This is a genomic window from Pseudoalteromonas sp. SG43-7 (genome assembly GCF_014164295.1).
GTDB lineage: Bacteria > Pseudomonadota > Gammaproteobacteria > Enterobacterales > Alteromonadaceae > Pseudoalteromonas > Pseudoalteromonas rhizosphaerae.
The window spans coordinates 140,250-166,600 of record NZ_JACJEY010000001.1; the positions used below are offsets into that span (position 1 = coordinate 140,250).

24 protein-coding genes are annotated in these 26,351 nt (G+C 41.6%); 22 read left to right on the plus strand and 2 right to left on the minus strand.

The genetic code is table 11. The features are described from left to right. Window position 1 precedes the first annotated feature (1 nt). The 16 genes from H5200_RS00620 (at window position 2) to tldD (ending at window position 20,235) form a co-directional block, all read left to right on the plus strand. On the plus strand, window positions 2-595 hold the full coding sequence (locus H5200_RS00620) for an agglutinin biogenesis protein MshB (protein WP_182717717.1): 594 nt from the start codon (window positions 2-4) through the stop codon (window positions 593-595). A gap of 22 nt (window positions 596-617) precedes the next feature. Continuing rightward, window positions 618-1,151, plus strand: coding sequence for a prepilin-type N-terminal cleavage/methylation domain-containing protein (locus H5200_RS00625; RefSeq protein WP_182760715.1), 534 nt, complete (start codon window positions 618-620; stop codon window positions 1,149-1,151). 10 nt (window positions 1,152-1,161) lie between these two features. Next, window positions 1,162-1,653, plus strand: a complete 492-nt coding sequence (locus H5200_RS00630) for a type II secretion system protein (RefSeq protein ID WP_182760716.1) — start codon at window positions 1,162-1,164, stop codon at window positions 1,651-1,653. Next, window positions 1,640-2,176: a prepilin-type N-terminal cleavage/methylation domain-containing protein gene (locus H5200_RS00635; protein ID WP_182717720.1), complete on the plus strand. Its 537-nt coding sequence runs from the start codon at window positions 1,640-1,642 to the stop codon at window positions 2,174-2,176. The genes H5200_RS00630 and H5200_RS00635 overlap by 14 nt, the downstream gene beginning before the upstream one ends. Continuing rightward, complete coding sequence (locus H5200_RS00640) at window positions 2,176-3,006, plus strand: type II secretion system protein J (RefSeq protein ID WP_182740311.1); 831 nt, start codon at window positions 2,176-2,178, stop codon at window positions 3,004-3,006. The genes H5200_RS00635 and H5200_RS00640 overlap by 1 nt, the downstream gene beginning before the upstream one ends. After that, entirely contained in the window at window positions 2,996-3,490 is a 495-nt protein-coding gene (locus tag H5200_RS00645) for a pilus assembly PilX N-terminal domain-containing protein (RefSeq protein ID WP_182717722.1), read from the plus strand. The genes H5200_RS00640 and H5200_RS00645 overlap by 11 nt, the downstream gene beginning before the upstream one ends. Further along, entirely contained in the window at window positions 3,487-7,227 is a 3,741-nt protein-coding gene (locus tag H5200_RS00650; RefSeq protein WP_182760717.1) for an H-type lectin domain-containing protein, read from the plus strand. Before H5200_RS00645 ends, H5200_RS00650 begins: the two co-directional genes overlap by 4 nt. Before the next feature lie 335 nt (window positions 7,228-7,562). Further along, on the plus strand, window positions 7,563-9,584 hold the full coding sequence (locus H5200_RS00655) for a formylglycine-generating enzyme family protein (RefSeq protein WP_182717724.1): 2,022 nt from the start codon (window positions 7,563-7,565) through the stop codon (window positions 9,582-9,584). A gap of 139 nt (window positions 9,585-9,723) precedes the next feature. Next, complete coding sequence (locus tag H5200_RS00660) at window positions 9,724-10,767, plus strand: rod shape-determining protein (RefSeq protein WP_145238587.1); 1,044 nt, start codon at window positions 9,724-9,726, stop codon at window positions 10,765-10,767. Continuing rightward, on the plus strand, window positions 10,767-11,609 hold the full coding sequence (gene mreC, locus H5200_RS00665) for a rod shape-determining protein MreC (RefSeq protein ID WP_182717725.1): 843 nt from the start codon (window positions 10,767-10,769) through the stop codon (window positions 11,607-11,609). Before H5200_RS00660 ends, mreC begins: the two co-directional genes overlap by 1 nt. Beyond that, window positions 11,602-12,081 (plus strand): rod shape-determining protein MreD, encoded by a 480-nt coding sequence (mreD, locus tag H5200_RS00670; protein ID WP_149982649.1) that lies wholly within the window; start codon window positions 11,602-11,604, stop codon window positions 12,079-12,081. Before mreC ends, mreD begins: the two co-directional genes overlap by 8 nt. Further along, window positions 12,081-12,650 carry a nucleoside triphosphate pyrophosphatase gene (locus H5200_RS00675; RefSeq protein WP_182760718.1) on the plus strand — a complete coding sequence of 190 codons (570 nt, stop codon included), beginning with the start codon at window positions 12,081-12,083 and terminating at the stop codon, window positions 12,648-12,650. The genes mreD and H5200_RS00675 overlap by 1 nt, the downstream gene beginning before the upstream one ends. Window position 12,651: 1 nt before the next feature. Then, window positions 12,652-14,124 carry a ribonuclease G gene (rng, locus tag H5200_RS00680; protein ID WP_149982651.1) on the plus strand — a complete coding sequence of 491 codons (1,473 nt, stop codon included), beginning with the start codon at window positions 12,652-12,654 and terminating at the stop codon, window positions 14,122-14,124. Beyond that, entirely contained in the window at window positions 14,124-17,969 is a 3,846-nt protein-coding gene (locus tag H5200_RS00685; RefSeq protein ID WP_182760719.1) for a YhdP family protein, read from the plus strand. The genes rng and H5200_RS00685 overlap by 1 nt, the downstream gene beginning before the upstream one ends. 20 nt (window positions 17,970-17,989) lie before the next feature. Then, complete coding sequence (locus H5200_RS00690) at window positions 17,990-18,799, plus strand: carbon-nitrogen hydrolase family protein (protein ID WP_149982687.1); 810 nt, start codon at window positions 17,990-17,992, stop codon at window positions 18,797-18,799. Then, a complete protein-coding gene (tldD, locus tag H5200_RS00695) occupies window positions 18,796-20,235 on the plus strand; it encodes a metalloprotease TldD (protein WP_149982653.1) in 1,440 nt (479 codons plus the stop codon). The genes H5200_RS00690 and tldD overlap by 4 nt, the downstream gene beginning before the upstream one ends. A 78-nt stretch (window positions 20,236-20,313) precedes the next feature. Here tldD and H5200_RS00700 read toward each other — a convergent pair whose 3' ends face one another. Further along, window positions 20,314-21,204 carry a LysR family transcriptional regulator gene (locus H5200_RS00700; RefSeq protein ID WP_182760720.1) on the minus strand — a complete coding sequence of 297 codons (891 nt, stop codon included), beginning with the start codon at window positions 21,202-21,204 and terminating at the stop codon, window positions 20,314-20,316. A 115-nt stretch (window positions 21,205-21,319) separates the two neighbouring features. On the opposite strand from H5200_RS00700, the gene H5200_RS00705 reads away from it, so the two are divergent. From H5200_RS00705 to H5200_RS00730, 6 genes are all read left to right on the plus strand, one after another. Then, window positions 21,320-21,724 carry a lactoylglutathione lyase gene (locus tag H5200_RS00705; protein ID WP_182760721.1) on the plus strand — a complete coding sequence of 135 codons (405 nt, stop codon included), beginning with the start codon at window positions 21,320-21,322 and terminating at the stop codon, window positions 21,722-21,724. A 39-nt stretch (window positions 21,725-21,763) separates the two neighbouring features. Further along, a complete protein-coding gene (locus tag H5200_RS00710) occupies window positions 21,764-22,864 on the plus strand; it encodes an alkene reductase (protein WP_182760722.1) in 1,101 nt (366 codons plus the stop codon). A gap of 31 nt (window positions 22,865-22,895) precedes the next feature. Next, window positions 22,896-23,435: a YbhB/YbcL family Raf kinase inhibitor-like protein gene (locus tag H5200_RS00715; protein ID WP_010390480.1), complete on the plus strand. Its 540-nt coding sequence runs from the start codon at window positions 22,896-22,898 to the stop codon at window positions 23,433-23,435. Between the two features lie 48 nt (window positions 23,436-23,483). After that, on the plus strand, window positions 23,484-24,386 hold the full coding sequence (locus tag H5200_RS00720) for a polysaccharide deacetylase family protein (protein WP_310737033.1): 903 nt from the start codon (window positions 23,484-23,486) through the stop codon (window positions 24,384-24,386). 196 nt (window positions 24,387-24,582) lie between these two features. After that, window positions 24,583-25,152 carry a DUF2799 domain-containing protein gene (locus H5200_RS00725; RefSeq protein ID WP_182760724.1) on the plus strand — a complete coding sequence of 190 codons (570 nt, stop codon included), beginning with the start codon at window positions 24,583-24,585 and terminating at the stop codon, window positions 25,150-25,152. 90 nt (window positions 25,153-25,242) lie between these two features. Then, on the plus strand, window positions 25,243-25,431 hold the full coding sequence (locus H5200_RS00730) for a hypothetical protein (protein ID WP_259399154.1): 189 nt from the start codon (window positions 25,243-25,245) through the stop codon (window positions 25,429-25,431). 71 nt (window positions 25,432-25,502) lie between these two features. On the opposite strand, the gene H5200_RS00735 is transcribed toward H5200_RS00730, so the two are convergent. Next, a complete protein-coding gene (locus tag H5200_RS00735) occupies window positions 25,503-26,339 on the minus strand; it encodes a mechanosensitive ion channel family protein (RefSeq protein WP_145238627.1) in 837 nt (278 codons plus the stop codon). Between the last annotated feature and the right edge of the window lie 12 nt (window positions 26,340-26,351).

Below are 26,351 nucleotides of genomic sequence, written 5' to 3' on the forward strand. Positions count from 1 at the left end.
AATGCCCAGTAAACCAGGCCATATAGCAGGTTTTTCTCTTTTGGAGCTTGTGCTTGTGGTTATTTTATTGGCGATTGTAATGAGTGTTGCTGTACCGCAGTTTTTAGATATTAAGGAGCGAGCCCATCGTTCAAATATTGATGCCGTTGCTGGTGGTTTTGCCAGTGCTGTTGGTTTAATTAGGGGGCAATGGGAGCTGGACGCGAGACCATCTGGAAATGGGGTTTCGCAGTTTGTTACGCATATAAATTATGGAGGTGTAGTTGTTGGTGTTGATGGCAGTTTAGGCACGCCAACAAGTGATGATACAGAGCAAGAGAACACGCAGGCATTAGCGATGAGTTGTACCAAATGCCAACAGGTGCTGAATGTAGTTTTACAAGACGCGCCAAGCAATACCCTAAGTAGTGACGCGTCAGTAGTTAAAGATTCAATGTTTTTAGTGAGGTATAACGCAGATAAGCTGCAATGTATTTACTATTTAACTCATTCTTTAGATGCGAAAAATATTCCAATAGATGGTGAACCACACGTTGGCACCAGTGGATTTTCGTATTTTCCTGTAACAGGCAAAGTACAGATTTTTAAATCTTAAGTAATAACAAAGAGGCTTACTTATGAAAACGCAATCAATGAACAGTAACATAGTGAATAAACAAGCAGGTTTTACTTTAGTAGAACTGATAATCGTAATCGTCATTTTAGGTATTTTGGCCGTTGTTGCAGCTCCTCGCTTTTTGAATCTGCAGGGAGATGCTAATGCATCAACACTTGAGGGCGTTCAAGGCTCTATTCGCAGTGGGATGAATATAGTCAATGGTAAAGCGATAATCGCAAACGTGCAAAATTATGCATATGACGACGCCAATGTAACCCCAGAAGTGGAAGGCGTAGCACTTCATTATGGCTACCCTGTTGGTACCATTGAAGCATTTGAGAAATTCTTAGATATTGATTTTGCAGATGTGACTGCTGTTGCTTCAAATGTAAATGGTGCTGATTTCAATCTGGTCGATGGTGATAGTGAAACCACAATAGTTACTATCTTCCCTAATAGTTATGTTGTAACCGATAATTGCCGTGTTGAGTACACACCAGCAACGAGTAAAGATAATCCACCAGTAGTTAATATCGTATTGGATGAGTGTTAATTCATTAACAATGAAATATACGTGTAAGCAACGATTGCGTGGCTTTACTTTGGTTGAATTGATTATCACCTTAGTTATTTTGGGTATCCTGTCGGTAACGGCAGGGCCCAAGTTTCTAGGGAGTTCAACGGAAGACGCTTATGCATATCGCGATCGGGTATTAGCAGTGCTAAGAACAGCTCAGTTGCGAGCAATGCAAGATACTGGGCTTACGAGTTGTCATAAATTGTACATAACCGCGACCTTAATTGCAGGACCGACACCGGATACCTGCACAGGTGGTGCTGATGTAAATAACCCGGAAGATTCAGTAGTAGCTATTAAAACGCAGCGCAGTGATTTTGTTTTTACTGCATTGGACGGTCAAGGTTCGCAATTTACGCAGATCAATTTTGATCCTTTAGGTCGAAGCGATCAAAGCTGTAATGGCACTTGTCGCATAGATATATCTCTTGCCGGAGTATGTATCAGTGGTGAAGGGCTTATATATGCGTGCCCATAATTATGGGTTTACCTTAATTGAATTGATTATCAGCATTGTCATTTTTGCCATTGCACTGACGATTATTACGGGGTTAATTGCACCTCAAGCACGACAAAGCGCTGACCCTATCATACAGCTGCGGGCAAATGAGCTAGGGCAATCATTAATGAACGAAATTTTGGCCAAATCATTTGATGAGCACAGCGAGCGTGCTCCGCCATTTAGGCGTTGCTCAGAAAGTTCGTTAGCCGCCGCAGATTGCACGAGTTCAGCTGATTTAGGTGCTGATACCATAGAAACACGCACCACTTATGATGATGTTGACGATTATATTGCACTGAGTAATCAGCCTATAACAAATAGTTTGGGTCAAGTGCTTACCCAATACCAAGGCTTTAATGTGGTTGTTACCGTGGTATATGACAGTGACTTTAATAGCGCGACAGCAAACGATGGTGTACTTGCAAAGCGTGTCACGGTAATTATAAGTAGCCCTAATGGCGAAGAGTATGGTTTTAGCGCATACAAAGGTAACTATTGATGAGCAAATACCTAAAACAGTCTGCATTTACTTTAATAGAGCTTCTGCTTGTTATGGTTATTTTGGGGATATTGGCTGTTACTTCTTTTGCTTTTATTAACTCTGGGTTTAATATTTATAGTCAAGGGGTGGAGCGCCAAGAGGCTGTAGCACAAGCACGCTTTATGTTGACACGTTTAGCAAAAGAGCTACGCCATGCGATGCCAAACTCTTTACGTTTAAGCTGTGAAAATAACTGTGGTTTGAGCCAATGCCTTGAGTTTACGCCTTTTCAATCAGCTACCCATTACACTGGCTACTTACCTAACACTGCTCCCTTTATTGTTACGGCAGTAGATTTTGAATTAAATGACTTAACTCAACCAAGTCTTGGCGATTGGGCCAGTATTTATCCATTAGATCCAGCAGAAGTCTACGACGTAAGTAATAATAAACGTCTGCAATTAACTAATTTCGTATCATCTTCAAACAGTGAGTTAGATCAATGGCAATTTGATCAAGCATTTGCACAAGAGTCACCAGCAAAACGAATTTACTTACTGGCGACGCCTGTTAGTTTTTGTGTAGAAGGGACACAGCTTTATCGTTATCAAGATTATGGCTTCAATAGCTCCCAGCTTGATGCAGTTGAGCTACAGGCTACAACAGGCGTTAAACGTGATCTATTAGCGCTCCATATAGAAAATAACCTAGCAAATAATGCATTTTTTAGAATTGGAGATATTGCATTAACTCGTAATGCAGTGCTGAACATTCACGCGATTATGGCGTTTAATGATAATGAAGCTATGATGTTTAATCATGAGGTGCATATACCCAATGTACCTTAGCCCACGAATAAAAAGAACGGTTATAAATAAAGCTTATCAAGGTGGTAACCTACTGATTGTCACTTTGGTGATCATTGTTGTGATGCTAGTACTTGGCTTGGCTTTAGTCAGGATTTTATCGGCATCTTCGCAGCAAAATGTGATCGAGTATTATGGCTCTCGCGCTTATTTAGCTGCACAAAGTGGGTTAGAAAGCGGGCTAACTGAAATATTTCCACTTAATAGTCCAGCACTAAACTGTGCAGCAGTAACTACCTCCCCTGTTTTTCAAACTCAGTATTTAGAGAACTGCACAGTAACGATAACTTGTCAGCAATACTTGAATGTACCTGATAGCAGTAATAGCGCAGGCTCGGTGAATGTTTTTTATTTACAAAGCCGTGCCACATGCTCGCCAAGTAGTTGTGCTATCGGCGAAGCATGTCGTAAAGACTACTGGCAAACTCAGCGTACACTCTCTGTCGAAGCGAAGACTTTGCCATGATATATAAGTTATTCATCTTCATAATCATAATGATCTTTAGTGCTAACAGCATTGCTGTAGTTCCTAAAATTGAAGGGCGCTTTATTGAGTTGCAAGACACTTATGTCTCACCGATTTGGACCAAGATAAACTTTCAACAAGAGTACGAAACACCTCCCGCGGTGTTTATGCTATCAACTAATCAAGGGGGTAACCCTGCGATTGTACGAATTCGTAATGTAACAACAACCGGATTTGAAGCTCTACCTTTGGAACCTACCGGGGAAGACGGTGAGCATATTACTATGGGAGCACATTACTTAGCGGTCGAGTACGGTGTTCATGAATTTCCAGATGGCACAATAATGGAGGTTGGCAGTACAGATATCCAATTAGAGATTCAATATGGTCCTAAGTCTAACTACGTTTTGCCTAAAAGTTATCAGGCAATAAATTTTGCTCAACCTTTTGCTGTTAGGCCGAACTTTTTTCACTCTCTACAAACCATTAATAGTTTGGAAAGCAATCCACCTACAGATGCATTACGACCATTTTTAACGATTGCCGTAGAAACTAACTCGCTAACAACTTCGGGGGTTAATATTGCGCTAGAAGCCTCAGAGACACGAAGTGGCTTAATAAATAGTGAAAAAGTGGCTTATTTAGTTGTTGAGCCTGGCAACAATCGTACCTTTGTTGATGATAATCAGGTAGAAGTTTTATGGGAGAGCTTTTTTACTGGTTACAATGTCGATGGTTGGAGTGACGGTTGTAACTATTTTTATTTCTCAAATAATTTTGCTACTGCTCCATTGGTTGTTGCAAGTAAAAATAGCCGAGTGGGCGAAGATGGTGGTTGGCTACGAAGTTGCAATTTGACTCGTACGCGTTTGGGAATAGTTGTTGATGAAGACCGTGATGGAGACAATGAGCGTAGGCACCCAGACGAAGAAGCCTCTATCTTAGCTATGACCAGTACGTTTGTGTCAAATGGCGATGTTCTAAGTTGTGACACATTATTCCCCGGTGCGATTGCAACCTATAACAATGGCCAAATTCAGTTAGTCCAAGGAGTGACAGTCACCGATAACAACGCGAATATGCTTACGACCACAAACTATATTTCAACGGCATTAACTAATATCCCTCTTTGTAATGGTCAGCCTTGCGCTGCAAAAGGTGAAAATGCGTTAACTGCAGGACAAGCTTCACAAGTACCAACAGTGGCCAATGATGGCTCATCGGGTAGTGCAATTCCTACAACACTCGGTGGTGACTATTTTTTTGATGAGTTACAAATGACCATGATTGCGCCTGAGTATAGAGTAACCGCACCCACACGTATTTTTTTACAAAACTCTACTACGTTACTGTCGACGTCATTTTTAACTGTGGCGAATACTAAAATTACAATAGAAAATGGGGCGTATTTAGCGATTTATGTAGATGGTGCGGTGTCGATTGGTGCCGCAGTCGATTTTTCAGCTTTTTTAGTGGCAACAGGTGAAGTACGCATTGCACAAGAAGCTCATTATACTGGCATGATCACCTCAGGCACGGAGATAATTGCTGAAGAAAGTTCATCATTTACTGGTACTGCAGTACCAAATAACATTCCTGGTTTTTGTGGTATTAATACGCCGGTTTTATTGGATCATTACCGATTATCAATGAGTGATAATAAAGGCCTTACCTGCGAAGCCAAAGAACTAACGCTAACTGCTTGTGCTAATGATGCATGCGATATAATTTATGATGAAGTATCCACTTTAGATTTATCACCAAATAATAGTACTCAACAAAGTTGGGTGACGGGTGAGGTGATAACTTTTACTGGCATTACAGATTTACAGTTCGCTAAGCGTACTACAGGGCAAGTGCAATTTGGTTATAATGTTGCAGACCCATCAGCGCCGCTACGTTGTTATATTGGTGGTACAAATGTGGGCTTAGGTGGTTGTAAGGTTACTTTTTCAGACGCGGGGTTTATTTTTAGCGATGAGACTAATAACACCACATCAATTTTAAACCAATTATCAGGTAAACCGTCAAACACCGGGTTCAATGCATCACAATTAGCAATCCAAGCTGTGAAAACGAATACCACAACCGGAGTGTGCGAAGCTGCTTTTCCTGCTGGTGGAGAGGTGGCTATAGATTTAGCCTATAGCTGCAGTGCAGGCTCTACGTGCATCGATAATCTTGCTCTAACAAATAACAGCACAACCCATAGCATTGGTCAAAGTTATCAAACAGTGCCTTTAAAGTTTGATAGTGATTCAAAAGCACCGATTGTGATTAATTATCCCGATGCTGGCAAACTGAGTTTGAATGCAAAATTAAACTTAGTGCTCGATCCCGTGACTAATTTATCGGTGAATTTAACGGGTAGCTCAAATGAATTTGTGGTTAAGCCCTTTGGTTTAGCAATGAACTTTGCTGATACCAGTGCGCAAGCTAATGATGCCAGCGGCAGTTTATTTAAACTAACCGGCGAGTCATTTTCGCTAAAAATGAATGCGGTGCAATGGCTTGATAACCAAGACACCAATAATGATGGCTACCCAGATAATTACAGTGCTATTTCAAGTAATCCAGTCGCTAAGCACTTTATTGGTGAGCAACCGGATGTGCAACCCAGCGTTTATTTGCCAACAGCGGGTGTGCTGGGTACGTTACAAGAAGAAAATTTAGTTGCGTTTGCAGATACCGGTAACTTAAGTGAATCAATATCAAGTTATAGCTACGACCAAGTTGGTATTATTGATTTAGTTGCGGGGCTCAAAGATGCCGACTATTTGGGGGCCGGTGATGTGCGCGGAGCGATTACTCGTGTTGGTCGTTTTGCGCCTTCGCAATATGCGGTACAAAATATTCAAGCCAATGCACAGTGCACCCGTTATGGCAGCAATAGCACTTATTTGAGTGAACCGTTTACGTTAGGGTTTACTGTTCAGGCGCTTAATCAAAATAACCAAGTAATGAAAAACTATATAGGCGGGTTTGTTAATTCAACGGTAAGCATTAATGCAGAGAACAGTGAAGTAGGAAATTATGTCTCGGGTAGTAGTTTAACTCCTAGATTGCAAAACTTAGAGGCTAGCCAGTGGGGCAGTACCGCAGCCCTAGCAGGACTTTTTACTATAAGTGATAGCGATACTATTTTAGCTCGACGCGGCTTTAATGATCCCGATGGCCCATTTGAAAGTGTAAATTTGATGGCAACTGTGACGGGAATTGAAGGGGCTGTATTAACAGCTGCCGACGATAATCCTAATTTAGCAACCGACTGCGCAGCAAACAGCAGCTGTAATAGTGTTGTGCTTAACGATACGCCTATTAGTTTTCGCTTTGGCCGCTTAGTGCTGGGTGATAATGCAGGGTCTGATTTAGATAATTTACTTGTGCCTATGCAGGCGCAGTATTTTAATGGCAGCGAGTTTGTACTTGATACTAATAATAATTGCACTGTCTTTGCACACCCACAAATAACACAAATCACTCCTAGCACGCCTGAGCTCAGTTATATTTATGGCAGTGGAAGAAGTGGTCAACTCGAACAAGGCATTTACCCAGCGAGTAATGGTATCTATGCTGAGCCTAAAGGCGCAGGTATTTTTACACTTGAGTACGATACAGAAAATTGGCTTGAGTGGGATTGGCAAGGAGACGCAAGTCAGTTAAATCCGCAAGGAATTTTACAATTTGGCCGTTTTAGAGGAAATGATCGTGTTATTTACTGGCGTGAAGTACGGTAATAACTGTATGTCAAACCAGCTTAAAATTCAGAGCTTAATGTTTCACAAAGTTGGTTCCTATAAAGCGCTTTATGGGCTGGTTAAAAGCTAATTTATATTAGGTTACTTTTACAGGGGGCTGATCTTAACAAGGGAACAGCCATCATTTGCAACTAATGCCTAGCTTAAATCACTTTTAATTCCAACTGAAGCTCGCATCTTGAGGCTAATTAGGTATAAACTCAGATAATTTTTGAACAAAGCTTGTGTTTTGCCTTGCAAGTACATAGCATAAGAGTTTAATTATAAAAAATAAATAATGACCAAATAATTGCCGCTTTTTGGGAATGGAATATATGCGAATTGCTCCTTTATCTCTGTTAATTTCAGCTAGCTTGTTTGCATCGAGTGCATTTGCACAAGATACAGCCACAGTTACTGGAATTGAATCTGAGATCAGTATTAAACAAGCTGAATACGATAACGCTACACAGATACTTGAAAAACATTTAAAAGAAGAAAGTCAGTTACAAAGTCAACTTGATTTATTACGCACTCGTTCGACTGAGCTGGACAAAGAAAAAAATCAAGCACTTGATGCCATGAATGAAATGTATCGTCGTTTAATTGATGATCCCACTATTGATATAAGTGCTGCACAGGCGCGATATCAGCAAGCTGTGGTTGATCATAAGCAAAATAAAGACGATATCGCGATGCAGTTGGCGGCAATTGCATCCCACCGCAAAGACATTGAACAAATTCGCGTAGCAAAACATACTCAGTTAAATACACTCGAAAGCTTAAAAGAACAATTAACAACAGCCCGAGTTGAGCGCTTACGCAATGAGTTTACCCGCGAAGGGACGCTAGAAGTTAATCACACTATCAACTGTAAACGAACAGAAACATTGGCAGCCTGTGAGCAACGAGGCCAGCAAATGGGCTTACAAAAAGCAACCAAGCGTTTTGTAGACCAAATTTTTGCTAACTTAACTGAAGAGCGCCTAGTTGAACCCAAACGTAATATGGCTGGTGCACAAGTACAGGTTTTAAGTAGCCATGTAGTTAATAGTGCTTTTAGCGGTCAAGGCAATTATAACGTTAACTTAAGCGTCACTATGCGCGGTGATGTGAATAGCAGCCGCTTATGTAATTTATTGAGTGTTGATAATCGCTATTGTTCAGAGTACGGCACGCCGCTAACGGCAACCTATCAAACTCGGTATGACACTACTTTTACTGATAGTCAGTTAACATTCAGTGATGGTCAGGATAATGCCAACGTTTCGGTGTCACGCTTGAGTGAACAACCAATACGTGATTATTCAGTCAAACCAATGTCAACGGTTGATACACAGGTCGTTGATAGTAATAAAATGATTGAATTCACGCTGCGTTCAAATGTATACGATGACGAAGTGTTTATTGATGGCGTAAGTTTTGGTTCAACACGTTTAGCAACGACTTTACCAAGTGGTATTCATGATGTTGAAGTTCGCAAGCAGGGTTATAAACCTTATCGCGTGCGTGTTGATTTACGAAAGCCGCAGACGATTCATGCTAAGTTGGTAAAAAAGCCTGAGTCGATTGCTGCACCGACATACACCAGTGAGCAACGTAATACGACATCAGTAACCAGTACAGCTATAGGCAATGCCGCAGCTGCTGACGTGGTAGTCATTCCCGCAGGTAAGTTTGAAATGGGTGATATCAATGGTAATGGACTTGCAAATGAGCGTCCAGTTGTTGAAAAAACCATTGCAAACTCATTTGCGATGCAAAATAAAGAAGTGACAGTCGGTGCTTATCAAAAGTTCGTCAGCAACACTAATTATAAAACTGAAGCTGAGCGTAATCGTGGTTGCGCCTATTATTTAAATGGCGAACCAGTCTGGGAAGCAAATTTAAACTGGCGTAATCCAGGTTTTGAGCAAGGCAGTGATTTTCCAGCCGTGTGCTTAACCTACAACGATGCGAAAGCATACGCTGATTGGTTGTCTGGTCAAACAGGTCAACAATACCGGTTACCTAATGAGGTTGAGTGGGAGTATGCAGCACGCGCTGGTACTAAAACTGAATACCCGTGGGGTAATGAAATAGGTAAAAATTTAGCCAATTGTGGATGGTGTGGTAGTGAGTGGTCAAATAAAAGTGCATCGCCAACTGGCTCCTTTGCACCTAATGCGTTTGGTCTCTACGACACGGTAGGAAATGTATGGGAATGGACTCATAAGTCAGCTGAACAAGCGGATGTTACTGTCCGAGGTGGTGCGTGGAATTTTGCACCTAGTTTAGCTCGTGCTTCAACTCGTTTGATTTTAGCGCCAGACTTTCGTGCAAACTATATCGGTTTTCGTCTAGTACGCGAACGATAAAATTAATTTAAAAAGGAAGCGTTGCTTCCTTTTTTACCCAATTAACAAAGGTAGCTGCACTTTTTATTGCCGAACTGATTCAGCATGGTAAAGTTGCATAAGCTAATATAAGAACGTTTTTCAAAGGTCATCCAGCCTCATGTTTAAAAAGCTCCGTGGTATTTTTTCAAACGATCTATCGATCGACTTGGGTACAGCCAACACCCTCATTTATGTTAAAGACGAAGGCATTGTCCTTAATGAACCATCTGTAGTTGCGATCCGCCAAGAACGCGCTGGTGGTCCTAAAAGTGTTGCCTCAGTAGGGACTGAAGCAAAGCAAATGCTAGGTCGAACGCCTGGTAATATCAAAGCCATTCGACCAATGAAAGACGGTGTAATTGCTGATTTTTATGTAACTGAAAAGATGTTGCAACACTTTATCAAGCAAGTGCATAACAATAACTTTTTACGTCCAAGTCCGCGTGTGCTTATTTGCGTACCGTGCGGTGCTACGCAAGTAGAAAAACGCGCAATTCGTGAATCGGCTATGGGCGCAGGTGCGCGTGAAGTTTATTTAATTGAAGAGCCAATGGCTGCGGCAATCGGTGCAGGTTTACCGGTATCAGAAGCAACAGGTTCAATGGTTGTAGATATCGGTGGTGGTACCACTGAAGTTGCAATTATTTCACTAAACGGCGTGGTGTACTCATCATCTGTACGTATTGGTGGGGATAAGTTTGATGAAGCAATTATCAACTATGTACGTCGTAATTTTGGTAGTTTAATTGGTGAAGCAACGGCTGAAAACATTAAACATCAAATTGGTTCAGCGTTTAAAACAGATGAGCCAATTGAGATTGAAGTACGTGGTCGTAACCTTGCCGAAGGTGTTCCGCGTTCATTTACGCTTAATTCGCATGAAATATTAGAAGCCTTGCAAGAGCCATTAATGGGGATTGTTAGTGCGGTAATGGTTGCCCTTGAGCAATCACCACCAGAGCTGGCGTCAGATATATCAGCCAAAGGCATGGTATTAACAGGTGGTGGTGCATTACTTAAAGATTTAGACCGTTTATTAATGGAAGAGACCGGCATTCCTGTTGTGGTTGCTGATGATCCATTAACGTGCGTTGCGCGTGGCGGCGGTAAGGCACTTGAGATGATTGATATGCATGGTGGTGATGTATTTAGTTACGACTAATGAAGTTAATGTTCGGGCGTGCCATTTCTTTGCAGCTGCGACTTTTTGTCGCAGTGCTTTTGAGTATCGTGTTGATCGTAGGCGATCGTTATACGCAAGGTGGCACCACAGTACGCACTAGTTTAAACACCTTAGTTAGTCCGTTATTGTATTTAGCCAATTTACCTTATGAAGTATTTAGCCTCGGGGCTAAAAGCTTACACACGCGCGATCAATTATTAACTGAAAACGAAGCCCTCAAGAAAAAACAATTACTGCAAAGCGAACAGCTTCAGCAATATCAATTCTTAAACAAAGAAAATCAAAAGCTACGCGCGTTACTTGGTTCTTCTGCTAAGCAGTCAAATCGTAAAATTATTGCTCAAGTTCTCTCTGTTCATTCAAATCCTTATAGCCATCAAGTGGTGATCAATCGTGGCACGATAGATGGCATCAGTGAAGGCCAAGCGGTTATTGATGAGATGGGGGTCGTCGGACAACTTACCAAAGTAGGCTCAACGACGTCTCGGGTGTTACTGATGACCGACACAACCCATGCCACACCAGTACGTATTTTACGTAATGATGTGCGTACCGTGGTTGAAGGGATTGGTAAAATTAATTTAGTTAAACTCTCCCATGTACCCCATAGTTTAGATGTACGGATTGGTGATGTGCTAGTGACATCAGGACTTGGAGGCACTTTTCCTGAGGGCTACCCGGTTGCGGTGGTAACTGAAATTAATCGCGATGAGGGCCGCCCGTTTGCTCAAGTATACGCCGAGCCGATAGCTCAGTTAGATCGTATTCGCTTATTAGTGATCTTATGGCGTAATCAGCAGGAAACTATCAGCAATGAATAGTCGTTACTTTTTATTGATCGCCGTGAGCATCTTCCTTGCGTTGATCATGGCTTTGATGCCATTGCCTTTTTCGTTTGAGCCTTTTCGCCCTGACTGGGTGCTATTAGTATTAATGTACTGGTCGTTAGCTGTTCCACATCGATTAAATATTGGTACGGCTTGGGTAGTTGGCTTGCTGATTGATTTAGCCACAGGGTCACCGCTGGGAATTAATTCACTCACTTACTCAATTTGTATTTTTGTAACCGCAAGTAACTTTCAAAAAATTCGTAATTTTTCAATTTGGCAGCAAGCGATACTCGTGGGCTTATTTTTAACCTTATATCACTTAATGCAATTTTGGCTTAATCACTTTTTAATGGACGTTTATTTCAACCCGCAGTATTTATGGCCAGTCGTGACTGGCATGTTAAGTTGGCCTTGGATTTTCTTATTGCTACGTAAATATCGCCGTCATTTCAGGATCAGATAATGCAAACCTCCATTTATCTAGCGTCAGCTTCTCCCCGGCGCAAAGAATTGCTCACTCAACTTGGTATCGAATTTTCACAATTTAGTGTCGATGCTGATGAAAGCCAGCTAGCAGACGAAACACCCCTTGAACTTGTTGAGCGTTTAGCGCGTCTAAAAGCCCAAACTGGTGTTGCTATGGGATACACAGATCGCCCCGTACTCGGCAGTGATACCGTGGTGGTTATAGATAATCAGTCACTTGGTAAACCCCGCGATAAAGCTGACTTTATGGCAACCCTAAAACGTTTATCTGGGCGCAGTCATCAAGTGTTAACGGCAATTGCATTTGCCACTGAACACAAGGTTATGAGTTGTGTAGTAACCACGCAAGTGAGTTTTAAAACACTCTCAGAACAAGAATTAGCAGCATATTGGCAAACTGGTGAACCACAAGACAAAGCCGGTGGCTATGGCATACAAGGACTCGGTGGGCGCTTTGTTACTAATATTTCCGGTAGCTATTTTGCGGTAGTAGGCTTACCTTTATATGAATGCGAAAAATTATTAAGCGAATTCCTAAGTAGGTAACATGAGTATAGAATTACTGATCAACGTCACCCCGAGTGAAAGCCGTGTTGCCCTGATTGAAAACGGTGTATTACAAGAAATTCAACTAGAACGTATTGGCAATTTAGGTATCGTCGGTAATATTTATTTAGGTAAAATAAGCCGAGTGTTACCGGGTATGCAAGCTGCGTTTGTTGATATTGGTTTAGATAAAGCGGCTTTTTTACACGCGTCTGATATTGTAAATAGCGCCTCTATTGTTGAAGGTGTTGACGAGCAACCAATCAAAAAAGTACAAGATATTCGCGAGTTAGTGCGCCAAGGTCAATACATTATGGTGCAAGTGGTAAAAGATCCACTGGGTACTAAAGGCGCACGTTTAACAACTGACATCACCATCCCTTCTCGTTATTTAGTGTTTATGCCAGATGCCACCCATGTTGGTGTGAGTCAGCGTATAGAAACCGAAGAAGAACGCGCGCGATTGAAAAGCATTGTAGGTGAGTATGGCGATGAAGACGGCAGCTTTATAGTTCGTACTGCAGCTGAAGGTGCCAGCGAAGCTGAGTTGCGTCACGATGCCGAGTTTTTAAAAAAACTATGGAAAAAAATCGTCACTAAACGTAAAAAAACCAGCAAAGAAAGTATTTTGCATGAAGATTTAACCTTAGCATTTCGAACTCTACGAGATTACGTAGGGGAAGATATGGAGCGTATTCGGGTTGACTCAAAGCTAACCTATGAAGAGCTAAAAAGCTTTACCGCAGAGTTTGTACCAATTCTTTCCGATGCTTTAGAGTATTATCCAGGCGAGCGACCAATTTTTGATTTGTTTGATGTTGAAAGTGAAATACAAAAAGCCTTACATCGTAAAGTGACGTTAAAGTCAGGTGGCTATTTAATTATCGACCAAACCGAAGCGATGACCACGGTCGATGTTAATACCGGTGCCTTTGTTGGCCATCGAAATCTCGAAGAAACTATTTTTAACACCAACGTAGAAGCAACTTCTGCGATTGCCCGTCAGCTTAGGTTGCGTAACTTGGGCGGTATTATCATTATCGACTTTATTGACATGGTTAGCGAAGAGCATAAGCGCAGGGTGTTGCATTCACTTGAGTCTGCGCTGGGTAAAGATCGCGTTAAATCAAATATTAATGGTTTATCGGCATTAGGCTTAGTGGAAATGACCCGCAAACGTACTCGAGAAAGTCTTGAACATATTTTATGTGATGTATGTCCGGCCTGCTCTGGGCGCGGTTCACAAAAAACCGTTGAAACCGTATGCTATGAAATACTGCGTGAAATTGTCCGAGTAAACCGTGCTTACGCGGCTGATAAATTTATGGTTTATGCAGCTCCCGCGGTAAGTGAGGCATTACTTAACGATGAGTATCATAATCTTGCAGAACTAGAGTTATTTATTGGTAAGCAAGTGAGCATTCAAACCGAAAGCCTCTACAGTCAAGAGCAGTTTGATGTGGTTATGATGTAATGAAAGCAAAGACGGTCTGTTTTTTTTGTATCCGTAAGTTATGGCAAGTGTTCGCCATAACTCTGGTACTGCTTGCCGTTGTTGTTTCGGTTTTAAAATATACCCTGCCGTATGCCAATGACTATAAAGGTGACCTTGAAAGTTACCTATACGATAAGTTTGCGGTTAATTTATCAATTGGGGCTATTTCTGCCAGCTGGCATGGCCAAGGTCCTTCTATTGTCTTGGAAGATATCACCTTTGAAGATAATAAAAGCTCACCCATCGCACTGACTATCGCTAAAGCTAGCCTTGAATTAAACGTCTGGGAAACCATCAAAACACGACAGTTAAAATCTAACTACTTTGTGATCAACGGTTTCCATGCTGATGTTGATATGCCGACTATGTTGCAGTCGAACAGCAGTGAGGTATCGTTTGAACAAAAAGAGCTGATTGAAGGCTTATTCTTAGGTAAAACCGGTCATTTTGCGGTTGAAAATAGTAGTCTTAATTTTATCTTGGCAGATGGTAAAGAGCGTCGGGTGATGCTTGAAGACATCGTTTGGCAAAATCAATACGAACAACACTTAGCTAGTGGTACTTTAGCATTGCCCGGGATTTCAGTGGGTACATTTGATGCTCGCTTGGCATTAACCGGATCGACGCTAGAAACCATGCTGGGTGATATTTATGTGCAAGCAAATAATGTTGATGTGTCGAAATGGCTGGCTCAGTATATTAATGCTAGTAAAGAGCAGCTCAATTCTGACATTAACTTAGAATCATGGTTGAGTATTGAAAAAGGCCTGATCAAAGATGTCACAGTTAAATGGTTGCCAAGCTTTATTAATTGGCAGCAAGATACAAAAAGTCATCAATTTAGTTTAAGTGAAGGGGGTTTTCGCCTTTACCCTTGGCAGCAAGGTTGGCGGTTAAAAAGTTCAGGGGTGCGGCTCTCAAACGATCAACAGCATTGGCCCGACTTTCAATTTGAAGCGCAGCTGGATAACAAGCAACAACAAATTTGGTTGCAAGAACTCGATTTTGACTTGGTTACAAGGTTAGCCCAGTTAAGTGATTTTGCTGAATTAGAGCCGCTGTTAAGTCGTCAACCCAGTGGTCAAGTTAAGCGCGCTTATGTGCAGTTTACATCAACACAGCAATGGCAATTATGGTTTGAAGCCCAGCAATTGGGCTGGTTTGCAGAGCAAGGTGTGCCAGGTGTGCAGGGCTTACTTGTCGATGGTTTGTTAAATCAAGAACGTGGTCGTATTAATCTGTTTGGCGAAAATAGCGAGTTACTTACCGCAGATACTTTTAGCCAGCCAATCAAATATAACCAACTGAATATGCAAATTGATTTAGCCAATAGTGAGCAAGGTTGGCAGATCAGCAGTGATAATATGTGGCTTGATAATGATGAGGTCACTGTTGCAGCCGAAATGAAGCTTAGCTTAGACGAACAGCCTCGGCTTGATTTATATGCAGAAGCATTTGCACCAGATGCCAGTGTTGCCAGCCATTATTTCCCACGCCCTGTGATGACTAAAAATTTAGTTGATTACTTAACTGGGGCTATTAAAGGTGGTGAACTTACGCAAACACAAGTGCTGTTTTCTGGGCCGTTAACGGGCTTTCCGTTTGCTGATAATTCAGGACAGTTTGAAGTATTAGCGCAGGTAGATAACGCCAATTATCAATTTGCCCCTGATTGGCCTGCAGTAACTCAAGCGAGTGCAAAATTACATTTTGAAAATCAGCGTATGGATATTTACTCTGAGCATGGGCGGCTTGTTAACTTAGCGATCGATGATGCCGTGCATGTCAGTATTGCAGATCTAATGAACGCAGATTTACTGAGCGTAAAAATTAATAAACGTGCTGAGATGGAAACATTACTGCCGTTTTTTAAAGCAACGCCAATTGCTGAGCCACTAGCAAATGTATTTGAGGTGATCCAAGGTAACGGCGCTGCCAGCGCTGATATTGAGCTACTTGTTGATTTAAATGAGTTAGATGTAACAGCTAAAGGCATGGTTAATTTAAAAGATCTGCCAGTGTATTTAGCACAACCTGGGCTTCAGCTTGAAGGTGTTACAGGTCAGCTCTATTTTAATGATGATCAGATCACTTTAGAAAATGCTAACGCAAGTTGGTTAGGAATGCCGCTGAAAGTTAACTTTAATGGTAAAAATATTGGCCCAAACTATCGTGCTGACGTTGATATAAAAGCACAGTTAAATGCTGATACGTTAATTTCTCATGGTCAAGACTTACTAAAAGGTTACTTGCATGGTGAAAGTGAAGTGGCTATTAATCTTGCCCTAAACTTTTTAACGGACGGCTTTGATTATCGCGCTAATGTCAGCTCACAACTCGAAGGGCTTAGTAGTGAGCTGCCCGCACCGTACACAAAAAGTGCCGATCAAGTATGGCCGCTAACGGCTGTTATTCAAGGTGATAATATTTCTAATTTGATCACCGCTAATATTAATAACAACTTATATTTTAATGGCATCTTAGCGAATAACGTTGGCAAACTAACCAATGCACAGTTTATTTTAGGCGAGCATGATCTGGGTTTAAACCAGCAAGACTTAAGTGTTGCAATTGATTTAGAGCAAACCGATCTATTACCTTGGCTTGGCTTGATCCAGCAGATCATCACCATCAGTCAAACAGAATCAGCTGAGCAGGGCGTACTACCACCATTAAAAGAAGTGGTGGGTAACATTCAGCAATTAACCATTGGTGATATTGCATTTAATGATTTTGAAATGCGTTTAGCGCCGACCCCAAGTGACATGAGCTTACGGCTAAACGCCAAAGAATTACGCTCGCAAGTACTTATTCCGCTAGATAAATCAAGTCGGCCGATTCATATTGCCAGTGATTATTTACGTGTTAACTTTACCCCTACTACAGACGAATTACAGCCATCTGAAACACCTCAAGATTACACTTGGTTGAGTGACATACCGGCCATTGAATTTGAGTGTACTGATTGTAAAGTGGCAAGCTATCAATTAGATAAAGTCAGCGCATCGCTTTATGGCGATGGTCATAAGCTCACCATATCTGAGCTGGTGGTTGATAAAGGCAAGCATGTGTTACGTGCTAAAGGGCATTGGCAAGATGGCATAAGTCAATTTAGCGGTAATATGCAAAGTGATGACATTGGTGAGCTATTTGATGAGTTTGATATAACCACCACAGTTAAAGATTCACCCGCAGATATTAAATTTACGCTTGAATGGCAAGATGCGCCTTATTTATTTGATATTGCCAGCCTCAATGGTAATTTAGATTGGCGTTTAGGCGAAGGACATTTAGCTGAGGTAAGCGATGGCGGTGCACGGGTATTTTCGTTATTGAGCCTAGATTCATTAGTGCGTAAGTTAAAACTCGATTTTAGAGATGTATTTTCGAAAGGTTTTTTTTATAACAGTCTGCAAGGCACCATGCAGGTAGATAAAGGCATCGCTTACACGCAAGATACGAAAATGGATGGAGTGCCTGCTGATCTGACGGTTAAAGGCCATACTAACCTTAATACCATGGAAATTGATTACGATTTAGCGGTTGCACCACAAGTGACCTCAAGTATTCCGGTGATTGTCGCGTGGATGGTCAATCCGGTAACTGGGCTTGCGGCACTGGCGATAGATAAAGTGATCCACTCGGCGCGCGTTATTTCTGAGATTAACTTTAAAGTGACTGGCAGCATGACTGATCCTGTAGTGAAAGAAGTAGATCGTAAAAGTCGTGAAGTGACTCTTCCGCAAGCTGCACAAAACCAACCTCAAGCCGCCGCCTCCAGTGAGTTAACACTCAAAGATGCCGCGGATACAGTCACCCAATAAGGCCTTAAACGATGCAAGCTATGATAGTCGCTCTACAAATGTGCTCCGGGCTGTGTGCTGATGGCAACATGAATCAACTTAGACAACAGTTAACCACGCTTCCTGCAATACGCCCGTTACTGGTGTGTTTACCTGAAAGCTTCTTGGTGTTTGCTAATAGCGGTCATGAAACACTTGTTGTAGCAAAGCAAAGTGATGTTTATCAACAACAATTAAGTGAGTTATGTCGCCAACATGATATTTGGCTAGCTGCCGGTACTGTGCCGATTGCCACAGAGCATGACAAATATTTTGCAGCGTCTTTGCTGTTTAATGAGCAAGGTGAAGTGCTGGCCCAGTATAATAAAATGCATTTATTTGACGTTGATGTTGCTGATGGGACTGGTGCGTATCGCGAGTCTAACTTCACCGAAGCGGGCAGTGACATTGTGGTGGTCGATTCACCGTTTGGTAAAATAGGTCTTACAGTATGTTATGATCTACGCTTTAGTGGCTTATTTAGTGCTTTGCAACGAGCCGGGGCAGAGGTTATTTTAGTGCCTAGCGCATTTACTACCATAACAGGTGCAGCTCATTGGCAACCGTTATTAACGGCCAGAGCGATAGAGACGCAAAGTTATGTGATTGCTGCTGCGCAAGTAGGGCAACACGAAAATGGTCGCGCGACATACGGCCACAGTATTATTATTTCTCCTTGGGGCGACGTCCTCAGCGAGCTTGCAAATGGCATTGGGTTTATTGGTTGTCAGCCAGATCTAAACCGCTTACATGCCATTCGTCGAGATATGCCAGTGCAATCTCACCAACGATTTAGAGAGCATTTATTATGAACACGGTTGAACAGCATTTATTACACGACAGCCAGCTAAATCGAGAAGAACTCGAAAAAACGCTTGGTTTTATTCATCAGCATAAAGTTGATTACGCGGATCTTTACTTTCAATCTAGCCACCATGAATCATGGGTGCTTGAAGATGGCTTAGTAAAAGAAGGCTCGTACAACGTTGAACGCGGCGTCGGCGTACGCGCAGTTAGTGGCGAAAAAACCGGTTTTTCGTACTCAGATGCAATTAATTTAGAAGCACTTAACAAAGCCGCAACCGCTGCGCGCAGTATTGCCGAAGCAGGTGAAAGTAAAGCCATTCAGGTATTTAGTGATGTAGCAGCAAAACAGCAGTTTGCACCACTGCAGCCGATTCAAAGCATGAGTGATACCGACAAAGTAAATTTATTACGTGAGCTTGAAAATTATATTCGTGAGCTTGCTCCTGACGCAGAGCAAGTTATTAGCTCTATGTCTGCGGTGTATGAAGAAGTATTGATTGCGGCCAGCGATGGTACATTTGCCACCGATATCCGCCCATTGATCCGTTTAAATTGTTCGGTATTACTTGAAAAAGACGGCCGCCGTGAACGCGGTGGCGCAGGTGGTGGCGCACGTTTAGACTATGGTTACTTTAAAGAGCTGGTGGATGGTAAACCACGCTGGATGGAATACGCAGAAGAAGCCGTACGCCAAGCAAAAGTAAACCTTGAAGCTATTGACGCTCCAGCGGGCACGATGGAAGTGGTACTTGGCGCAGGTTGGCCGGGAGTATTATTGCATGAAGCCGTAGGTCATGGCCTAGAAGGCGACTTTAACCGTAAAGGAGCCTCGGCATTTAGCGGTAAAGTGGGCCAAAAAGTCGCATCAGAGCTGTGTACTGTAGTTGATGACGGCACCATTGCCGATCGCCGAGGTTCACTTAATGTGGATGACGAAGGTACTCCTGCAGCGTACAACGTACTTATCGAAAACGGTATTTTAAAAGGCTACATGCAAGATAAAATGAATGCGCGTTTGATGGGCGTTAACCCAACTGGTAATGCGCGCCGTGAGTCATACGCGCATTTACCTATGCCACGTATGACCAATACTTATATGTTAGGCGGCGAGCACAGCCAAGCCGATATTATTAGCACAGTTAAAAAAGGTATCTTCGCCCCAAACTTTGGTGGCGGCCAAGTAGATATCACTTCAGGCAAGTTTGTATTTAGTGCCTCAGAAGCCTACTTAATTGAAAACGGAAAAATTACTCGGCCAATCAAAGGCGCCACATTAATTGGTAACGGCCCTGAAGTTATGCAACAAATCTCTATGGTAGGTAATGATTTAGCGCTTGATAAAGGCGTCGGTGTTTGTGGTAAAGACGGTCAAAGTGTACCAGTAGGCGTTGGTCAGCCAAGCCTGAAAATAGATAACCTAACAGTAGGTGGTACTGCTTAACTTTATAACTGCCAAACGCTATAAATAAAACCTTGGAAGTGCAAACTCTCAAGGTTTTATTTTGTCGGCTGTTTATTATTAAATTTGCTGCTGAAAAAAATCCATAAATGCGGCAACTTGTCGTGGCTGAAATTGCCTTGATGGGTAAAGAAACTGTAAGCCAACTTGCTGTTTATCTTTATTACTAAAACCGAGAATATAGTCATCAAGTAGCGTCACTAAATTACCCTTAGTCAGATCATCACTAATATCTACCATTGATTTTAGAGCAATACCTGCACCGTTAATTGCCCACTGTCTGATCACTGCACCATCACTGCTACTCATAGCTACAGGTACGCGAATTACCTCGTCTTTAAAATGCCAATCATGCATCGATTGACCAAGTCTCTCCATTACTAAGCAGCGATGATTTAATAAATCGCTTGGTTGTAAAGGTTGGCCATGTATTTTTAAATATTCAGCTGAAGCACATAACACACGTTTATTGGCTTTGATCATTCGGCTAATCAAATTACTATCGGGTAAGTTTCCAAAGCGAATAGCAATATCAATGCCTTCTTCAACTAGATTAACTAAGCCATCGGTTAAATGTAGGTGTGGTTTTACTTGTGGATTCAGTGCTACAAATTTAGCTATTGCAGGGGCAACAAACTGTTTACCAAAGTCAGAGGGTGCGGTTACTTTGAGACTACCCGAAAGAGTGTTTTTACTAAGCTGAATACTTTGCTCTGCGGCATCAATTTCAGCAATCACTCTTAAACAGCCTTGAAAAAAGTGCTCTCCAGCCTCGGTTAATTTAATACTTCGAGTATTACGTATTAATAGTCGGGTTTGATAGTGATTTTCAAGCTGGTTGATACGTGCCGTCATACTCGCAGGCGATAAACCAATTTTTCGCCCAGCTGCAGCAAGCCCGCCAGAGCGCACCACATGAACAAAAAGCTGCATATCATCAATCTTAGCCATCGTTCCTCACTCTTTATAATTCAGTATTAATGAATAGTGTTTTTGATATTAACTCAATTATCAAATTTAAGTAAATAGTTAAACTGGTTGTACTCATTATCAACAGAGAAAGTTTATGCGTTTAGATCATGTATTAATTTCTAGTTGTGATTACCAGGCGATGCGACAGTTCTTTATAAATTCAGTTGGGCTAGTTGAAGGGTATCGTCCGCCTTTCCCTTTCGAGGGGGCATGGTTATACGGCCGTGATAATGTTGCTTTGATTCATTTGGTTAATGCCACGGGTAATAAAGCGCAACAGGGTTACTTATCAGCATTAAACAGCAAAACCCAAGGCCGAGGAGTGGTAGATCACATTGCGATTCGTAGCATAGGTTATCAAGGATTGAAAAGTCGCTTAGCGCAAACAGGTATAAGCTACTTTGAGCGAACCGTGCCAGAGCTATTAGAGCAGCAAGTATTTATACCTGGACCAGAAGAGATAAAGGTCGAAATGCTATTTAGTAGTGATGAAATTTAATTTAAATCCAGATAAACATTATTTATAAGAGAGTTAGTTATGTCTATTGAATCCTTATTTGAAGCTAAAACACTCGGTGGCATGGTCACGCATAATAGAATTGTGATGGCACCTATGACCCGTTCGCGAACTGCGCAACCGGGTGATATTCCTACTGAACTGATGGCCACTTATTATGCCCAACGTGCTACTGCAGGGCTGGTTATTTCTGAAGCAACACAAATTTCTGCTCAGGGCAAAGGTTACTCATTTACGCCAGGTATTTACACGCAAGAACAAATCGAAGGTTGGAAGCAAGTAACACAAGCTGTGCACAAAGAAGGCGGTAAAATATTTTTACAACTTTGGCACGTTGGTAGAATGTCGCACTCTTCATTTCATCATGATGGAACGCCAGTTGCCCCATCTGCACTTGCTCCAGATGCACAAGTTTGGGTGGTAGGCGATGATGGAGAAGGACGGATGCTTGACTGCCCAACCCCTCGAGCACTAAGTGTTAAAGAAATTAAAGAAATAGTAAATGATTATAAGCAAGCGGCAATTAACGCGATTGAGGCTGGTTTCGATGGCGTTGAAATACATGGAGGTAACGGGTATTTAATTGATCAGTTTTTAAGACGTTCAGCGAATAAACGCACAGATGAATATGGCGGTAGCCAAGAAAACCGTATTCGTTTTGCCTGTGAAATTATTGGCGCAATTAGTAATGCCATTGGAGCTCATAAAGTGGGTATTAGATTAGCGCCTTTTATCACTCAGCGTGGTATGGGTGATAGTGAAGCAATTGGCACTATTTTATTAGCAGCAAAGCAATTTGAGCAAATTGGTATTGCGTATATTCATCTTGCCGAAGCGGACTGGGACGATGCACCCAGTGTAACACCAGAGTTTAGAGCCGCACTTCGTCAGTATTTTAGTGGCGCGATTATTGTTGCCGGTAATTATACCGAGCATTCAGGTGCGCAGCTTATTGAACAAGGTCTTGCCGATTACATTGCATTCGGTCGTCGTTTTATTGCCAACCCAGACTTACCGTATCGTATTCAAGAGCAACTGCCACTAAACACGATTACCGATGGGAGTACATTGTTTGGCGGTACAGCCAAAGGTTATACCGATTACCCAGCGTATCAAAAGTAACTTTTTTTAACTGAAAATATAAGGGCTAAAAATGGTTAATTTTTCAAACTCAGTAGTTACTTTACTGATCAGCGGGCTGTTTAGTAGTGCCAGTTTTGCGGCTGAATTTAGTTTATCGAGCCCTGATTTACAGCCAGGGCAGGCAATAAAGAGTGAGCAATATTGGAATAGCTTTGGTTGTCAGGGGAGTAATGTTAGGCCACAACTTAAATGGCAAAATGCGCCTAAGAAAGCCAAAAGCTTTGCCGTGACAGTGTATGACAATGACGCACCAACTGGCAGTGGTTTTTGGCACTGGGTAGTACATGATATTCCTCTTACTAGTAACTCACTATCTTCAACGACTTTGCCCAAAGGAGCCATTGAAGGTAATACAGATATGGGGAAGCCCGGATACCTTGGGCCATGTCCACCAGAAGGGCGCAAGCATAGCTACACCTATAAAGTGTATGCATTGGATGTAGAAAAATTAGCTGTTCCACAAGGGGCAACAAGTGCACTTACAGGGTTTTTCTTACACCAGCATTCTTTGCAAACAGCCGAGATCACAGTAACGGCAGGACCGCGTTAATTAGTTAAGGAGATAAAAATGAAGGCTTTACCTTTACTCACTGTTTTAATGGCACTGTGCAGCAGTAAGTTGTTAAATGCGGCCCCATTATCTGATAAATCAGGTTATTGGCCTGATGATGCACAATTAGTGATTTCTATTTCAATGCAATTTGAAGCAACAGCACAAGATAGCTCTGATGCAGGGCCGTTTCCTCAAATAGAGCAGGGTTATCACGATACGATTTCGCCTACTTGGTATCAGTATGGGATGAATGAAGGGATCCCACGATTACTTGATCTATGGGATAAACATAATATTAAAGTTACTTCTCATATGGTGGGTAGGGCTGTGGAATTAAATCCAGCACTTGCTAAAGAAGTGGTTTCACGAGGGCATGAAGCATCGGGTCACGGCCAAACATGGACACCACAATATTCTATGAGTGTTGAACAAGAGCGCGCTTCATATATTAAAAGTGCAGATATTATCGAAAAAGTGACAGGCATGCGGCCGGTTGGCTTTAATGCATTTTGGATGAGACACTCAAAAAATACACTTACGCTTTTGCAAGAGCTGGGGTTTATTTATCATATTGATGATCTATCGCGTGATGAGCCTTCTTTTACACCAGTAAATAATAAGCCTTTTGTGGTTGTACCTTATACTTTTCGTAATAACGACATTGTGCGCTATTCAGGAAGCACTGCAATGACGGCCCAAGCCTACTTACAAGAGTTAAAAGATGAGTTTGACGTGTTATACGCTGAAGGAAAACACAGAAGACGAATGATGTCGATTAGTGCTCATGACCGTATTGCAGGAACGCCTGCACGAGTAAAAGCGCTTGATGATTTTATCCAGTATGCAAAACAGCATACTGGTGTTAAGTTCATGCGAAAAGATAACATAGCCCGTTGGATAATGAAGCAAAATAATGTACCAACTAATCCGACTCAAACGGTTAGATAAAGAAAATATCTATGAGGCAGCTTTTTAATATTATAAGTGTGCCTCATGTTATTTTTAGTGATGAAGGGATTAAGTTTTGTCGTAAATTTTAAACTTCAACGGAATTAGAATAGCTTGTTACATTTTTATCATTCACTTTAAACGAGTATCTCTTAAAATGGGTACTTGAATAGTCTATGACATTTTAGGAAATAGCATGTTTAGCCGTTGTATGTTTATTTTATTTCTACTATCTCTATCAGGATGCTCTTCTTTGTCTCAGGATGAATGTATACAGGCCAATTGGACAAATCTAGGTTTTAGTCATGGTGAGCAAGGGTATACATTTGAACATGGCAGAGAAATCATATCTGCTTGTAGTGAATTTGGCATCATTGCAAAATTAGATGATTATCAAGCTGGTTACAAACAGGGGCTCGCAGCCTTTTGTGAACCTGAAAATGGCTTTACTCTCGGTTTACGAGGCGATGCGTATAACGGGGTTTGTAATGACACACAGTTTAGAAAAGCATGGCAAGAGGGTAATGAGCGTTATCAATTTGAAGCAAGAAAAGCCGAGATAGATGATCGACTCAATGAGATTAATTGGCGGTTGCAATCTATTAGTAATGAATTAGCGAGTGATAAAGCGTCAAGTAGCCAAAATAAAGAGTTACGCCGAGAGCGAGAGCTATTGGAGAGAGAGCGTCGTGATTTAAGAAAAGAAAAAGCACTTCTGCCATTACTCAACAAGTTTCCTTCATGGCATTTTGAGTATGAACTATAATTTATAACGTATTCTTTTACGATGATTAATATGAAAGTAATGTCAATTTTAATAACACTTCTGCTCCTCAGTGGGTGTGCGTCACAGGAAATGCCAGACGGATATAGCAATGAGGTGTTTGCTGAGCATGAGTGCTTAGGTGGTGAAGTTGAGACAGACTATAACTATACAATCTTTAGTTCTGACGAAGATGAAAGTAATAAGAGCACGGTTCAATCAACTTGTCAGCCAGTAAAAACTAAAACTGAGTTTGAGCGAGATATTAGATCGGGAGGCTAGCGTTAAAAGCTTAACTCACTTCAGTTTTAATCAAGTGAGTTAAACTATGTCCATATAGTGGCATATTCTTATTATATGTGAGAGTTACTGCTTTGTTGTTTTGCAGCTTCACTGTACCAAAGCTCCATAAAAAAGGCAGTTAGCTTATGCTCTATTCCCAGCGCCTTGTCAGTGGGACAGAATAAAGTGAAGCTGGCTTTAAACTCGCCTAATTCGGTGGTGCTAAAGTGTATTTCAGGCTCAGGGCCAGAAATTTTTGCATCTAATTTTCTTTCGATAATCGAATTATAACGACCAGCCACATCTTGAAACTCTTCACAATATTGCTTCGCTTTCGTGGTTAGAGTTTCGTAAATTGGATACGGATTAAAACTTTCTTTACGCACAATACTAAAGTGATGAGTGGTAAAACGTTTTACAAAGTTTAAGTTTTTAATCGGGTTAGTGATCAGCTTATTATTCGGAATATAAATGGTTTTGCGAGAAAACTGATAGGTGTGCATGTCAATTTCATGCATGGTGGTTTTGATCCAATCGGTTTCAGCAATTTCACCATAGTATTCACCAACCTGTACCCAGTCACCAACCCGAAACGGGCGCGTGGTAACTAAATAGAAAAAGCCAATTATACATTGAATAAACTCTCTGGTCGCAAATACAATAGCCACTGCAAATGCCGCGATCGACAGCGCAAAGTTCTGGATTTCAGTAGACCATACAAATAGCAGTAATAGCACCGTTGCTAGGTTAATAGAGTGCTTAATATTGTGCGAAATATAGCGAATATCTTTTTCTTTTTTTTCTGCTTTATGGCGCGCAAATCTGTCAACCAGCGCCTTAAGAGTAAACGCAATAGTGATCATTGCTAGTGAAATAAGTACCGGATGGAGCAGTAAATCTTTGTTCATAAATTCCTAATT

Excerpts from the sequence above, each read along its gene's own strand:
- H5200_RS00685 (WP_182760719.1), top strand. The coding sequence starts at position 14,124 with ATGAAAGCAAAGACGGTCTGTTTTTTTTGTATCCGTAAGTTATGGCAA.
- H5200_RS00715 (WP_010390480.1), top strand. The coding sequence starts at position 22,896 with ATGGTTAATTTTTCAAACTCAGTAGTTACTTTACTGATCAGCGGGCTG.
- H5200_RS00710 (WP_182760722.1), top strand. The coding sequence starts at position 21,764 with ATGTCTATTGAATCCTTATTTGAAGCTAAAACACTCGGTGGCATGGTC.
- H5200_RS00625 (WP_182760715.1), top strand. The coding sequence starts at position 618 with ATGAAAACGCAATCAATGAACAGTAACATAGTGAATAAACAAGCAGGT.
- H5200_RS00705 (WP_182760721.1), top strand. The coding sequence starts at position 21,320 with ATGCGTTTAGATCATGTATTAATTTCTAGTTGTGATTACCAGGCGATG.
- H5200_RS00655 (WP_182717724.1), top strand. The coding sequence starts at position 7,563 with ATGCGAATTGCTCCTTTATCTCTGTTAATTTCAGCTAGCTTGTTTGCA.
- H5200_RS00735 (WP_145238627.1), bottom strand. The coding sequence starts at position 26,339 with ATGAACAAAGATTTACTGCTCCATCCGGTACTTATTTCACTAGCAATG.
- rng (WP_149982651.1), top strand. The coding sequence starts at position 12,652 with ATGAGTATAGAATTACTGATCAACGTCACCCCGAGTGAAAGCCGTGTT.
- H5200_RS00700 (WP_182760720.1), bottom strand. The coding sequence starts at position 21,204 with ATGGCTAAGATTGATGATATGCAGCTTTTTGTTCATGTGGTGCGCTCT.
- H5200_RS00630 (WP_182760716.1), top strand. The coding sequence starts at position 1,162 with ATGAAATATACGTGTAAGCAACGATTGCGTGGCTTTACTTTGGTTGAA.
- H5200_RS00660 (WP_145238587.1), top strand. The coding sequence starts at position 9,724 with ATGTTTAAAAAGCTCCGTGGTATTTTTTCAAACGATCTATCGATCGAC.
- H5200_RS00640 (WP_182740311.1), top strand. The coding sequence starts at position 2,176 with ATGAGCAAATACCTAAAACAGTCTGCATTTACTTTAATAGAGCTTCTG.
- H5200_RS00620 (WP_182717717.1), top strand. The coding sequence starts at position 2 with ATGCCCAGTAAACCAGGCCATATAGCAGGTTTTTCTCTTTTGGAGCTT.
- tldD (WP_149982653.1), top strand. The coding sequence starts at position 18,796 with ATGAACACGGTTGAACAGCATTTATTACACGACAGCCAGCTAAATCGA.
- H5200_RS00635 (WP_182717720.1), top strand. The coding sequence starts at position 1,640 with ATGCGTGCCCATAATTATGGGTTTACCTTAATTGAATTGATTATCAGC.
- H5200_RS00690 (WP_149982687.1), top strand. The coding sequence starts at position 17,990 with ATGATAGTCGCTCTACAAATGTGCTCCGGGCTGTGTGCTGATGGCAAC.
- H5200_RS00650 (WP_182760717.1), top strand. The coding sequence starts at position 3,487 with ATGATATATAAGTTATTCATCTTCATAATCATAATGATCTTTAGTGCT.
- mreD (WP_149982649.1), top strand. The coding sequence starts at position 11,602 with ATGAATAGTCGTTACTTTTTATTGATCGCCGTGAGCATCTTCCTTGCG.
- H5200_RS00725 (WP_182760724.1), top strand. The coding sequence starts at position 24,583 with ATGTTTAGCCGTTGTATGTTTATTTTATTTCTACTATCTCTATCAGGA.
- H5200_RS00730 (WP_259399154.1), top strand. The coding sequence starts at position 25,243 with ATGCCAGACGGATATAGCAATGAGGTGTTTGCTGAGCATGAGTGCTTA.
- H5200_RS00675 (WP_182760718.1), top strand. The coding sequence starts at position 12,081 with ATGCAAACCTCCATTTATCTAGCGTCAGCTTCTCCCCGGCGCAAAGAA.
- H5200_RS00720 (WP_310737033.1), top strand. The coding sequence starts at position 23,484 with ATGGCACTGTGCAGCAGTAAGTTGTTAAATGCGGCCCCATTATCTGAT.
- H5200_RS00645 (WP_182717722.1), top strand. The coding sequence starts at position 2,996 with ATGTACCTTAGCCCACGAATAAAAAGAACGGTTATAAATAAAGCTTAT.
- mreC (WP_182717725.1), top strand. The coding sequence starts at position 10,767 with ATGAAGTTAATGTTCGGGCGTGCCATTTCTTTGCAGCTGCGACTTTTT.